Annotated in this window: 10 protein-coding genes; 2 read left to right on the top strand and 8 right to left on the bottom strand. The window is 71.3% G+C overall.

The window, feature by feature from the left end; all coding sequences use genetic code 11:
* Positions 1-25: 25 nt before the first annotated feature.
* The 3 genes from ACH5A8_RS32475 to ACH5A8_RS32485 form a co-directional block, all read right to left on the bottom strand.
* Positions 26-2791, bottom strand: coding sequence for an ATP-binding protein (locus ACH5A8_RS32475; RefSeq protein WP_399007591.1), 2766 nt, complete (start codon positions 2789-2791; stop codon positions 26-28).
* A gap of 415 nt (positions 2792-3206) precedes the next feature.
* Positions 3207-3530 (bottom strand): STAS domain-containing protein, encoded by a 324-nt coding sequence (locus tag ACH5A8_RS32480; protein ID WP_086728999.1) that lies wholly within the window; start codon positions 3528-3530, stop codon positions 3207-3209.
* Between the two features lie 149 nt (positions 3531-3679).
* Positions 3680-4528 carry a 3-hydroxyacyl-CoA dehydrogenase family protein gene (locus ACH5A8_RS32485; RefSeq protein WP_399007592.1) on the bottom strand — a complete coding sequence of 283 codons (849 nt, stop codon included), beginning with the start codon at positions 4526-4528 and terminating at the stop codon, positions 3680-3682.
* Positions 4529-5009: 481 nt separating this feature from the next.
* Between ACH5A8_RS32485 and ACH5A8_RS32490 the strand changes: the two genes are divergently transcribed.
* Positions 5010-5585 carry a cob(I)yrinic acid a,c-diamide adenosyltransferase gene (locus tag ACH5A8_RS32490; RefSeq protein ID WP_399007593.1) on the top strand — a complete coding sequence of 192 codons (576 nt, stop codon included), beginning with the start codon at positions 5010-5012 and terminating at the stop codon, positions 5583-5585.
* Positions 5586-5933: 348 nt separating this feature from the next.
* The gene (locus ACH5A8_RS32495) at positions 5934-7772 is read left to right on the top strand and encodes a glycosyl hydrolase family 18 protein (protein WP_399007594.1); all 1839 of its coding nucleotides are present in this window, start codon (positions 5934-5936) and stop codon (positions 7770-7772) included.
* Between the two features lie 166 nt (positions 7773-7938).
* On the opposite strand, the gene ACH5A8_RS32500 is transcribed toward ACH5A8_RS32495, so the two are convergent.
* The 5 genes from ACH5A8_RS32500 to atpA form a co-directional block, all read right to left on the bottom strand.
* The gene (locus ACH5A8_RS32500) at positions 7939-8385 is read right to left on the bottom strand and encodes a DUF2550 domain-containing protein (protein ID WP_399007595.1); all 447 of its coding nucleotides are present in this window, start codon (positions 8383-8385) and stop codon (positions 7939-7941) included.
* A gap of 129 nt (positions 8386-8514) precedes the next feature.
* Positions 8515-8892: a F0F1 ATP synthase subunit epsilon gene (locus ACH5A8_RS32505; protein ID WP_399007596.1), complete on the bottom strand. Its 378-nt coding sequence runs from the start codon at positions 8890-8892 to the stop codon at positions 8515-8517.
* Between the two features lie 207 nt (positions 8893-9099).
* Positions 9100-10548, bottom strand: a complete 1449-nt coding sequence (gene atpD, locus ACH5A8_RS32510) for a F0F1 ATP synthase subunit beta (RefSeq protein ID WP_399007597.1) — start codon at positions 10546-10548, stop codon at positions 9100-9102.
* A complete protein-coding gene (locus ACH5A8_RS32515) occupies positions 10548-11465 on the bottom strand; it encodes a F0F1 ATP synthase subunit gamma (protein WP_399007598.1) in 918 nt (305 codons plus the stop codon). The genes atpD and ACH5A8_RS32515 overlap by 1 nt, the downstream gene beginning before the upstream one ends.
* 21 nt (positions 11466-11486) lie before the next feature.
* Positions 11487-13079 carry a F0F1 ATP synthase subunit alpha gene (atpA, locus tag ACH5A8_RS32520; RefSeq protein ID WP_399007599.1) on the bottom strand — a complete coding sequence of 531 codons (1593 nt, stop codon included), beginning with the start codon at positions 13077-13079 and terminating at the stop codon, positions 11487-11489.
* Positions 13080-13140 lie beyond the last annotated feature (61 nt).

Consider the following 13140-nt stretch of genomic DNA (forward strand, 5'->3'; position numbering starts at 1 on the left):
CCGTGGGCCCGGTGAGGTGGGCCGTTCAGGCGGCCGTCGAGCCGGACGGGCCGGGCGAGTCCGGGGCGACGCCGCTCACGGATGTGCTCGGCGTCGCCATGCTCGCCGAGACGCCGGACGTCGGCGACGTGGAGCCGCCGGCCGTGTCCCCGGCGCTCCCGCCCTCGGTGCCGCCGTCGGCGCCCCCCGTGGCCCCTCCGGTCGGGTCCGGGCTGCCGCTCATGCCGCCGGTCGGCTCCGGGCTGCCGCCCGTCTCGCCGCCGGTGGGAGAGCCCCCGGTGCTCCCGGTGCCTCCCGGGCCGCCGGTGCTCCCGCCACCGCCCGTGCTCCCGGTGGAGCCGCCGGTGGAGCCTCCCGTGTGACCGCCCGTGGAGCCCCCGGTGTGCCCGCCCGTGGAGCCCCCGGCGCCGCCGGCCGTGCCGCCGGCCGACGAACCGGTCGATCCCGAGGGCTTGGGCGACTTCGACGACGAGGAGCCGCCGCCGGGCGGTTCGACGCTCTCCGACGGCTCCGCGCCGCCCGTGGAGGCCGGGTCGTCCGACGTGCCGTACGTGCCGTCGGGGCCCGGGTCCGTGGGGCGGCTGGTCGCCGTTCCGGTGTCGCCGCCGCCGCTGCCCCCGCTGCCGCCGCCGGTGTCGCTCTGCGGGACGTCGGCCAGACCGCCGTCGCCGGCGTCCTGACCGGTGGACGGGTTGACGCCCACGTTGTCGGACGGGTCGTTGGCGTCGTTGTGGGAGGTGGCGCCGAGCGTCACCACCGTGCCGAGGACGGCCGCGAGCAGCGCGCCCGCGCCCGCCGCCACCAGGTTGCGCCGGGCCAGGCCCTTCAGCCCCACCCGGTGCTTGGCCGGGGCCCCCGAAGAGGAGTACGGCGGGGTGCGGGGGACGGACGGCGGTACGGCGGCCGAGGGCTGGTAGGTGACCAGCGCCGAGCTGTCGCCGCCGGGCGGCTGGAGCGCCGGGAAGGGCGCGGGAACGCCCCGGGAGGGCGGGACCGGCTCCTCGGCGCGGACCTCCGGCATCTCCTCCTCGGCCGTCGCGCCGGAGCCGGCCGGCAGGGCGAGCAGCCCCGGTGCGGTCCCGGAGCGGTCGGCGACCAGCGCGAGGGCACGGCGGCCGGCGACGGTGCCCCGCTTGTCGGAGAGCGCGCCGCGCAGGCCGATGGAGGCCTCCAGCTCCGCGCGCGCCCGGTCCAGCAGACCGCCGCAGAGCGCGAGGACGCCCAGCTCGTGGTGGAAGTAGGCCTGCTCGGCGACCTCGCCGGCGAGCCGGGAGGCCTCGGCGCCGAAGCGCAGCGCCCGCTCCCAGGCGCTCCAGTTGAGCCCGGCGGCGAACGCGGGCGCGGCCGTGCGGGCGAGCTGGACGGCGGTGATCTCCTCGTCCTCGCCGATCGGCGTCGCCGCCACCAGCACCGCCAGCGCGGCGAGCACGGCGTCCGCCTCGGCGCTCACCCGCTCGGGGCTGACCGAGGGGTGCCCGGCCCACCAGGAGTAGTGCCGGGCCGCGGCGCGGGCCTGCTCCTCGGCGTCGGCGCCGTAGCCCGCGGCCTCCAGCTGGGTGAGGACTCCGGCGGCGAGCCGGTAGCGGGCGCCGACCGGCGAGACCAGACCGCAGCTCGCCAGCTCGCCGAGCGCGGCGTCGGCGTGGGTGTCGCCGACCAGCGCGGGCAGGTGGGCCTGGTGGGGCACCTCGCCGCCGAGCGCGACGGCGAACCGCAGGGTGGCCCGCGCTGAGGCGCTGAGCCGGGAGGCGAGCAGCGGGGCGGGCGCGGCGGCGTCGCCGAGCGAGGGCAGGGGTACGTCGTCGGCGACGGCGTCGATGACGGCGTCCTCGGGCGGCGCGTCCTCGAAGACGCCGAACTCCTCGACGGCGCTGGTGCCGACCCGCAGCCGGTCGCGCTGGCGCAGCAGGGCGCCGGCCTGGACGAAGCGCAGGGGCAGTCCCTCGGACTCGAACCAGAGGTCGCCGGCCCAGTTGGTCTCCTCCTCGGTGAGGACACGGCCGACGCCGCGCTCGATGACCTCGACGCCACCGGCGCGGTCGAGGCCGCCGAGGACCACCTCTTCGACCCCGGACTCGGCGGACGGCGCGGGCACTTCGGGGGTGACGGCCAACAGGAAGGCGCACTCGGGGGTCGCGTCGAGCAGTTCGTCGAGCGCGCTGCCGCCGAACTCGAGGTCGTCGATGACGACGACGGCGCCGATCTCACGGACGTGTTCGAGGAGTTCGTCGCGGTCGGGGCGGTGCCGGGGCGCGGTGCGGACGGCGTGGAAGAGGTCGTACAGCAGCTCGCCGGCGCTGCGGTGGTGACCGCAGAGGCGGACCACGCCGTCGGGGGCGAGATCGGCGCAGTCCTCGGCGACGAGGTCGAGGAGGCTGGTGCGGCCCGAGCCGCCCGGCCCGGTCAGGCGTACGGAGCGGCCCCGGGCGAGCAGCCGTACCAGCCGCTCGCGTTCGTCCTGGCGGTCCACCAGCGATTCGGCGGCGGGGGCGGGGCCGGGCGGCACGGGCGGCCGGGCCGCGCGGTCGGCCTCGGCGCGCTCGGCGGCGGTGCGCCGGCGGGGCCGGGCGGGGCGCTCGGTGGGCGGGCAGGCCTCGATCTCGCTGCCGTCGACGGGGTTGACGGTGAGCAGGAAGTCACCCGCGACGAGTCGCACCGTACGGGCCAGGGCGGGCGCGTGCGGGGTGAAGTCGGATGCGAGGGCGTCCCTGGGCGGGCGCCGGTCCGATGCGTGGCCGTCGCTGTCGCCGTCGTGGGCCATGTCCTCGGGCTCCCGGATGTTCGGGTCCATGGGTTCCACAGGTTCCTAGCCCCCAAAAGCGTCGTGTGCTCAGGGCACGCGGACGGGAGTCCGGTGACCGTGCCCACCCTCCCGGCCTTGCTGCACACCGCGCTGTCGCTTCTGGTCCGGGCCCGCTCGAGGGTTGCTGGGCAGCGGGCGACCGAACCCTAAACCTTCGCACAGTATCCACGACAGTCCGGGGTACCGCGCCGCCCGAGACATCACGGTCTCGTGAGGATTGCGTGCGACGTGCGGTTCGGTGCCGTGCGCCCGGGTCTCCCGCACCGCCCGGTTCACACCCGCGCAACGCGGATCGGCGGGCGCGCCGGGTGCGCGGCGGCCCGGATCGGCGGGCGCGCCGGGTGCGCGGCGGCCCGGATCGGCGGGCGCGCCGGGTGCGCGGCGGCCCGGAACCCGGCCGCCCTCAGACGCGGGGCAGCGACTCCACTCCGATGCCGCCCTCGATGGCGAGGATGCGGTGCAGCCGGGTGGCCACCAGCAGGCGCTGCATCTGCGGCGGCACGTCGCGCAGCACCAGCCGCCGGCCGCAGCGGCCCGCCCGCCGGTGGACACCCATGATCACCCCGAGTCCGGTCGCGTCCCAGGAGTCGAGTTCGGAGAGGTCGAGGACCAGGTCGCCCACGCCGTCGTCCACGGCCGAGTGCAGGACCGTACGGGCGTCCGCCGCGCTGCGGACGTCGAGGCGGCCCCCGACGACCACCTCGGCGTGGTCGCCCCTGATGTACATATGCGCTCCCCGAGAATGCGGTGGCGTGCTCCGTGGTGACGATTGGCTGTGCAACGTCTGACTGCGTGAGTGGCGGTGCGGTTGCTGTTCGTTGGCTAACCGATACCGAATTCACCCCAAGGGGTGATCCGGGTAGCGCCCGTGCGGTCTCAGTGCTTGTAGAAGCCCTGCCCGCTCTTGCGCCCGATGTCACCGGCGTCCACCATCCGGCGCATCAGCTCCGGCGGGGCGAACTTCTCGTCCTGGGTCTCGGTGTAGATGTTGCCGGCGGCGTGCAGCAGGATGTCGACGCCGGTCAGGTCCGCGGTGGCGAGCGGGCCCATCGCGTGGCCGAAGCCCAGCTTGCAGGCGAGGTCGATGTCCTCGGCGCTGGCCACGCCGGACTCGTACAGCTTGGTCGCCTCGACGACCAGGGCGGAGATGAGGCGGGTGGTGACGAAGCCGGCCACGTCGCGGTTGACGACGATGCAGGTCTTGCCGACGGACTCGGCGAACTCCCGCGCGGTGGCGAGGGTCTGGTCGCTGGTCTTGTAGCCGCGGACGAGTTCGACGAGCTGCATCATCGGCACCGGCGAGAAGAAGTGCACGCCGACGACCCGCTCCGGGCGCTCCGTCACGGCCGCGATCTTGGTGATCGGGATGGCGGAGGTGTTGGAGGCGAGCACCGTGTCCTCGCGCACCAGCTTGTCGAGGGTGCGGAAGATCTCGTGCTTGACCTCGAGCTTCTCGAAGACGGCCTCGACGACGACGACGGCGTCCGCGGCGGCGTCCAGGTCGGTGGTGGCGGTGATGCGGCCGAGGGCGGCCTCGGCGTCGTCCGCCGCCATCCTGCCCTTGGAGACGAACTTGTCGTACGAGGCCTTGATGCCGTCGGTGCCACGCCTGAGTGCCTCGTCGGTGACGTCCCGCAGGACGACGTCCCAGCCCGCCTGAGCGGAGACCTGGGCAATGCCGGATCCCATGAGGCCGGCTCCGATGACGGCGAGCTTCCGTGCCACTGACGACTCCCCTTGTGAAGGAACTGGTGAACGACTGCGCGAGCGACCGGCGGGTGACCGCGGTACGGCTTACACGCTGTTCTCGTACGACTCCTGAGCGGACCCTAGCGCTCGTACGGCGCTGTGTGACCGGTAAGTAACGCGCGTCACGTCTCAGATGACGGACATCACACCGGCAGGGGTCACTGCGCGCCCCGGACGGCGTAGTTGGGCGTCTTTTCGCTCAACACGTCCTCGATGCGGTCGAGGAGTTCCGGCACCTCTCGTGATGTTTCGCGCGGATCGCGCGCCTTGACCGTACCCCGGCCGGCGACGGCCGTGACGACCCGCGTGTGCGACCGATCTGAGCGGGCGTCAGGCATTGCGCACGGGCGGCCCGTCCGCCCCTCCCGCACCGCCGCGCCCGGCCTCCCACCGACGCCGTCCGTGACAGGCGGCACACCTGCCCTCCGCACGGCCGGGCCCTCACTAGGCTGACCGTATGGTCAACCTCACGCGCATCTACACCAGGACCGGGGACAAGGGCACCACCGCCCTCGGCGACATGAGCCGGGTCGCCAAGACCGATCTGCGGATCTCGGCGTACGCCGACGCCAACGAGGCGAACGCGGTGATCGGCACGGCGATCGCGCTCGGCGGCCTGGACGCACCGATCGTCAAGGTCCTCACCCGTGTGCAGAACGACCTGTTCGACGTGGGCGCGGACCTGTCCACGCCGGTGGTGGAGAATCCCGAGTTCCCGCCGCTCAGGGTCGAGCAGTTCTACATCGACCGGCTGGAGGCGGACTGCGACCGCTTCAACGCCGAGCTGGACAAGCTCCGCTCGTTCATCCTGCCCGGCGGCACCCCGGGCGCGGCCCTGCTGCACCAGGCGTGCACGGTGGTCCGCCGCGCCGAGCGCTCGACCTGGGCCGCGCTGGAGGCGCACGGCGAGGCGATGAACCCCCTCACCGCGACCTACCTCAACCGCCTGTCGGACCTGCTGTTCATTCTCGCGCGCACGGCGAACAAGGAGACCGGCGACGTCCTGTGGGTGCCGGGCGGGGAGCGCGGCTGATCCTCCGCCGGGGGCACGACCGGCCCCGCCGGCCCCGAAGGCGACGGGGGCGCGAGGTCTTCTCGCGCCCCCGTGAGGAACCGTTCCGGCATCGGATGCGCCCTGTGGGCGGGCGGTGGTGCGGGCGGTATCGAAAGCGCACGTCAGCCGCCCCGCCAAGGGATCGCGGGGCCGTACGCGCGGCCGCAAGGCGCCGTGTCGGGGCAGGAGTTGGGGATCCGGCCGATGCGACTGCGAGTGGTCCAGACCTATTGACCTCTGGTCCAGACCTTTCTACTCTCGCAGCACCGCGGGCATGGAGGCTCAGTCATGCCCCTGACAATCATCCCCCGACAAGGGAGGCGCAGCATGCGCTTGCGACACAGAGCCGCGGCAGGGTTCGCGACCCTGTTGCTCCCCATGGCAGGACTGGTCGCGCTCACCGGCCCCGCCCACGCGGCGGCCACGGCGTCCACGGCCACCGCCACCTTCACCAAGACCAGCGACTGGGGCGGCGGCTTCGGCGGTTCCTGGACCGTCAAGAACACCGGCACCTCGGCGATCAGCTCCTGGACGGTGGAGTGGGACTACCCCTCCGACACCAAGGTCACCTCCGCCTGGGACGCCACGGTCACCAACTCCGGCAACCACTGGACCGCCAAGAACGTCGGCTGGAACGGCAGCATCGCCCCGGGTGCGTCGGTCTCCTTCGGCTTCAACGGCACCGGCTCCGGCTCCCCGTCCGGCTGCACGCTCAACGGCGGCAGCTGCGACGGCGGCCCCAGCGTCCCCGGTGACAACCCGCCCTCCGCGCCGGGCGCCCCGACCGCCTCCGGCGTCACCGACACCTCGGTGAAGCTCTCCTGGAGCGCGGCCACCGACGACAAGGGCGTCAAGAACTACGACGTCCTGCGCGACGGCAAGAAGATCGCGACCGTGACGACGACCTCGTACACGGACAGCGGCCTGACCGCCGGCAGCGACTACTCCTACAGCGTGCAGGCGCGCGACACCGCCGACCAGACCGGCCCGGTCAGCGGCTCCGTCGCCGTGCACACCACCGGAGGCGGCGGCACCACTCCCCCGCCCACCGGCGGCAAGGTCAAGCTCGGCTACTTCACCGAGTGGGGCATCTACGGCCGCAACTACAACGTCAAGAACCTGGTGACGTCCGGCTCCGCGGCCAAGATCACGCACATCAACTACGCCTTCGGCAACGTGACCGGCGGCAAGTGCGCGATCGGCGACTCCTACGCCGACTACGACAAGGCGTTCACCGCCGACCAGTCCGTCAGCGGCGTCGCCGACACCTGGGACCAGCCGCTGCGCGGCAACTTCAACCAGCTGCGCGAGCTGAAGGCCAAGTACCCGAACATCAAGATCCTGTGGTCCTTCGGCGGCTGGACCTGGTCCGGCGGCTTCGGTGACGCCGCCAAGAACCCGGCCGCCTTCGCCCAGTCCTGTTACGACCTGGTGCACGACCCGCGCTGGGCCGATGTCTTCGACGGCATCGACATCGACTGGGAGTACCCGAACGACTGCGGCCTCACCTGTGACACCAGCGGCCCTAACGCCTTCAAGAACCTGATGGCCGCGCTGCGCGCCAAGTTCGGCTCCTCCGCGCTCATCACCGCCGCCACCTCGGCGGACGGCTCGGCCGGCGGCAAGATCGACCACACCGACTACGCCGGCGCCTCGCAGTACGTCGACTGGTACAACGTGATGACGTACGACTTCTTCGGCGCCTGGGACGCGAAGGGCCCGACCGCCCCGCACTCCCCGCTCACCTCCTACAGCGGCATCCCGAAGGACGGCTTCACCACCGCCGACGCGATGGCGAAGTACAAGGCCCAGGGCGTGCCCGCGAAGAAGCTGCTGATCGGCATCGGCTTCTACGGCCGCGGCTGGACCGGCGTCACCCAGGACGCCCCCGGCGGCACCGCGACCGGCGCGGCGCCGGGCACCTACGAGGCCGGCATCGAGGACTACAAGGTCCTCAAGGCCAGCTGCCCGGTCACCGGCACCATCGCCGGCACCGCCTACGCCCACTGCGGCAGCAACTGGTGGTCCTACGACACCCCGTCGACCATCAAGTCGAAGATGTCCTGGGCCAACGGCCAGGGCCTCGGCGGCGCCTTCTTCTGGGAGTTCAGCGGTGACACCAGCGACGGCGAGCTGGTGAACGCCCTCAGCAGCGGTCTGTCGTAAGCACGGCCCGCCCCCGAGAAACACCGAAGCTCCCCCGGACCTCGTCCGGGGGAGCTTCTTCGTGCTTCTTCATGCTTCTTCGTGCACAGCGGGACCTGCGTGCACGGCGGGTCCTGCGTGCGTGGCGGTCCTGCGTGCACAGCGCGACCTGCGTGCACAGCGGGTCCTACGCGACGTTCACCCTCTGTCCGGGCGGGGCCGCCTCCAGCCAGGCGAGGAAGCCGGTCAGCGCGTCGTCGCTCATGGCCAGCTCCAGGCGGGTGCCCCGGTGCAGACAGGTGAGGATCACGGCGTCGGACAGCAGGGCGAGTTCCTCCTCGCCCTCGGGCAGCCGGCGGCCGGCCACCTCGATCGACGCCCGCTCCAGGGTGCGGCGCGGGCGCGGGGCGTAGGAGAAGACCCGGAACCACTCGACGCGGTCGCCGTTGTAGCGGGCGACGCCGTAGCTCCAGCCCTTGCCGCTGGTGTCGGACGCCTGCGGCACGTCCCAGCGCAGGCTGCAGTCGAAGGTGCCGCCGGAACGCTGGATGAGCCTGCGCCGCAGACCGAAGACGAACAGTCCCACCACCACGAGCGCGACCACGACTCCGCACACAGTCAGAGCGAGGACCATCGGCACCGACCTCCTCGTCTCCTAGGTAATGGAACGGAAAAAACACCCACATCCACCTCAGCCGCGGCCGGTTCCGGATTGCTCCGGTACCGGCCGCGGCTGAGTGACGTCATCGCATCCGCGCTCGGTTCAGCGCGCCGCCGTCGCCGCCCGCAGACGCACGTCCGCGCGGCGCTCGGCGGAGGCGTCGCCCTCCGACTTGGCCCGCTCGAGCTCGCGCTCCACGCGCTGGACGTCGATCTCGTCCGAGAGTTCGGCGATCTCCGCCAGCAGCGACAGCTTGTTGTCGGCGAAGGAGACGAAGCCGCCGTGGACCGCGGCGACGACCGTCGCACCTTCACTCGTACGGATGGTCACCGGGCCCGACTCCAGCACACCGAGCAGCGGCTGGTGACCGGGCATGACGCCGATGTCGCCGGACGTGGTGCGCGCGACGACCAGGGTGGCCTCGCCGGACCAGACCTGCCGGTCGGCGGCGACCAGCTCGACGTGCAGCTCAGCAGCCAAGGGAGGCTCCTCGGGTCACCACCCGGTGGGGTCACCGGGTGTTGGAAACAAGTCTAGTAGGCCTTCCGGCACCAAGTGCCGGGGCCCGCCCCGGCGGGGCCGGGGATCCGGGGTCGTCCCCGGGGATACAGCGATGGGCGTGGGTGAGGGGGCGGGACGCCCCGCCCCCTCAGGTGTGAGCCTGGTGGCTCACGTCGAGCGCGATGCTCAGGAGACGCCCAGCTCCTTGGCGTTGTTCTTCAGGTCCTCGAGACCACCGCACATGAAGAACGCCTGCTCCGGGAAGTGGTCGTACTCGCCGTCGCAGATCGCGTTGAACGCGGCGATCGACTCCTCCAGCGGCACGTCCGAACCGTCCACGCCGGTGAACTGCTTGGCGACGTGGGTGTTCTGGGACAGGAAGCGCTCCACGCGACGGGCACGGTGGACGACGAGCTTGTCCTCCTCGCCGAGCTCGTCGATACCGAGGATCGCGATGATGTCCTGCAGGTCCTTGTACTTCTGCAGGATGTTCTTCACGCGCATGGCCGCGTTGTAGTGGTCCTGCGCGATGTAGCGCGGGTCCAGGATCCGGGACGTCGAGTCCAGCGGGTCCACGGCCGGGTAGATGCCCTTCTCGGAGATCGGACGGGAGAGAACCGTCGTCGCGTCGAGGTGGGCGAAGGTGGTCGCCGGGGCCGGGTCGGTCAGGTCGTCGGCGGGGACGTAGATCGCCTGCATCGAGGTGATCGAGTGACCGCGGGTCGAGGTGATGCGCTCCTGGAGGAGACCCATCTCGTCGGCCAGGTTCGGCTGGTAACCCACCGCGGACGGCATACGGCCGAGCAGCGTGGAGACCTCGGAGCCGGCCTGCGTGAAGCGGAAGATGTTGTCGATGAAGAACAGCACGTCCTGCTTCTGGACGTCGCGGAAGTACTCGGCCATGGTGAGGCCGGCCAGCGCGACGCGCAGACGGGTGCCCGGGGGCTCGTCCATCTGGCCGAAGACCAGCGCGGTCTTGTCGATGACGCCCGAGTCGGACATCTCCTCGATGAGGTCGTTGCCCTCACGGGTGCGCTCACCGACGCCGGCGAACACGGAGACACCGTCGTGGTTGTTGGCGACGCGGTAGATCATCTCCTGGATGAGCACCGTCTTGCCGACGCCGGCGCCGCCGAACAGACCGATCTTGCCGCCCTTGACGTACGGGGTCAGCAGGTCGATGACCTTGACGCCGGTCTCGAACATCTCGGTCTTCGACTCGAGCTCGTCGAAGTTCGGGGCCTTGCGGTGGATGGACCAGCGCTCGCCGTCGTAGGACTCGTCGACGTTCAGCACCTCACCGAGGGTGTTGAACACCTTGCCCTTGGTGAAGTCGCCGACCGGGACGGTGATGCCGTCGCCGGTGTCGGTGACCGGGGCCTGGCGGACCAGACCGTCGGTGGGCTGCATGGAGATGGTGCGGACCAGGCCGTCGCCCAGGTGCTGGGCGACCTCCAGGGTCAGCGTCTTGAGCTGGCCCTCGTTCGCCGGGTCGGCGACCTCGACGTGCAGGGCGTTGTAGATGTCCGGCATCGCGTCGACGGGGAACTCCACGTCGACGACCGGGCCGATGACCCGCGCGACGCGGCCGGTGGCCACGCCCGCCGCAGCGGTCGGCTCAACAGTGGTGGTCATTAGTTGTCACTCCCCGCGGTCGCGTCGGCCAGGGCGCTCGCGCCACCGACGATCTCGCTGATTTCCTGGGTGATTTCGGCCTGGCGGGCCGCGTTGGCAAGACGGGAGAGCGTGTTGATCAGCTCGCCCGCGTTGTCGGTGGCCGACTTCATCGCGCGCCGCGTGGCGGCGTGCTTCGAAGCGGCCGACTGGAGCAGCGCGTTGTAGATGCGGCTCTCCACGTAGCGCGGCAGCAGGGCGTCGAGGACGTCCTCCGCCGAGGGCTCGAAGTCGTACAGCGGAAGAATCTCGTCCTTCTTCCGCGTCTCGGCCGCGACCTCGTCCAGACGCAGCGGAAGCAGTCGGGGGCCGACCGCGGTCTGCGTCATCATCGAGACGAACTCGGTGTAGACGATGTGGAGTTCGTCCACGCCGCCGTCCGCCGTCTCCTTCTCGATGGCCTCGATCAGCGGCGCCGCGACCTTCTTGGCGTCCGCGTACGTCGGCTCGTCGGTGAAGCCCGTGAACGACTCCGCGACCTTGCGCTCGCGGAAGTTGTAGTGGGCCACACCGCGTCGGCCGACGATGTACGTGTCGACCTGCTTGCCCTCGCGCTCCAGGCGCTCGGTCAGCTGCTCCGCGGCCTTGATGGCGTTGGAGTTGAAGGCGCCGGCCAGACCGCGGTCGCTCGTGAGGAGCAGGACCGCGGCGCGGGTCGGGTTGTCCGCCTCCGTGGTCAGCGGGTGCCTGGTGTTCGAACCGGTGCCGACCGCCGTGACCGCGCGGGTCAGTTCCTCCGCGTACGGCGTGGAGGCCGCCACCTTGCGCTGCGCCTTGACGACGCGCGAGGCGGCGATCATCTCCATCGCCTTGGTGATCTTCTTGGTCGCGGTGACGGATCGGATGCGACGCTTGTAGACCCGGAGCTGGGCTCCCATGAGTCAGGTCCCTTCCTTACGTCACTTGGCGGCAGCGGCCGGAGTGTCCTCGCCGAGCAGCTTGCCGTCCGAGGTCTCGAACTGCTTCTTGAACTCGGCGACGGCGTCGTCGATCGCCTGGATCGTGTCGTTCGACATCTTGGCGCCCTCCTTGATGGAGGTCATCAGGCCCTGCTCCTTGCGGTGCAGGTACTCGAGGAGCTCCTTCTCGAAGCGGCGGATGTCGGCGACGGGCACCTCGTCCATCCTGCCGTTGGTGCCGGCCCACACGGAGACGACCTGGTCCTCGGTGGCCATCGGCTGGTACTGGTTCTGCTTCAGCAGCTCGACCATGCGCTGACCGCGCTCCAGCTGGGCCTTGGAGGCCGCGTCCAGGTCGGAACCGAAGGCGGCGAACGCCTCGAGCTCACGGAACTGGGCGAGGTCCACGCGCAGACGGCCGGAGACCTGGCGCATCGCCTTGTGCTGGGCGCTGCCGCCGACTCGGGAGACCGAGATACCGACGTTCAGCGCGGGGCGCTGACCGGCGTTGAACAGGTCCGACTCCAGGAAGCACTGGCCGTCGGTGATGGAGATGACGTTGGTCGGGATGAACGCCGACACGTCGTTGGCCTTGGTCTCGACGATCGGCAGACCGGTCATCGAACCGGCGCCCATGTCGTCGGAGAGCTTGGCGCAGCGCTCCAGCAGACGGGAGTGCAGGTAGAAGACGTCGCCGGGGTAGGCCTCGCGGCCCGGCGGGCGGCGCAGCAGCAGCGACACGGCGCGGTAGGCGTCGGCCTGCTTCGACAGGTCGTCGAAGATGATCAGGACGTGCTTGCCCTGGTACATCCAGTGCTGGCCGATGGCGGAACCGGTGTAGGGCGCCAGGTACTTGAAGCCGGCCGGGTCGGACGCCGGGGCGGCGACGATGGTCGTGTACTCCAGCGCGCCGTTCTCCTCCAGCGCGCGGCGGACCGACGCGATGGTGGAGCCCTTCTGGCCGATGGCGACGTAGATGCAGCGGACCTGCTTGTTCGGGTCGCCGGTGCGCCAGTTGTCGCGCTGGTTGATGATCGTGTCGACGGCCAGGGCGGTCTTGCCGGTCTGGCGGTCGCCGATGATCAGCTGGCGCTGGCCGCGGCCGATCGGGGTCATGGCGTCGACGGCCTTGTACCCGGTCTCCATCGGCTCGTGCACCGACTTGCGCTGCATGACCGTGGGGGCCTGCAGCTCGAGGGCGCGGCGGCTGTCGGTCTCGATCTCGCCGAGGCCGTCGATCGGGTTGCCGAGGGGGTCGACGACGCGGCCGAGGTAGCCCTCGCCCACGGCGACCGACAGGACCTCGCCGGTGCGGGTGACCGGCTGGCCCTCCTCGACGCCGCTGAACTCACCGAGGACGATGGCACCGATCTCTCGCTCCTCGAGGTTGAGGGCGAGGCCGAGGGTGCCGTCCTCGAACTTCAGCAGCTCGTTGGCCATGGCCGAGGGCAGGCCCTCGACCTTCGCGATGCCGTCGCCGGCAAGGGTGACCGTACCGACCTCCTCGCGCGAGGCCGCGTCCGGCTTGTACGACTGGACGAAGTTCTCCAGCGCGTCCCGGATCTCCTCCGGCCGGATCGTGAGCTCCGCCATCTGGGTTCCCTGCTCTCCTTGTTGGGCCCGAAGTTTCACTTGGGGGGTGTTCCACGAGTTC

Origin of the sequence: Streptomyces sp. NPDC018610, from assembly GCF_044391765.1 — a bacterium.
Lineage (GTDB): Bacteria > Actinomycetota > Actinomycetes > Streptomycetales > Streptomycetaceae > Streptomyces.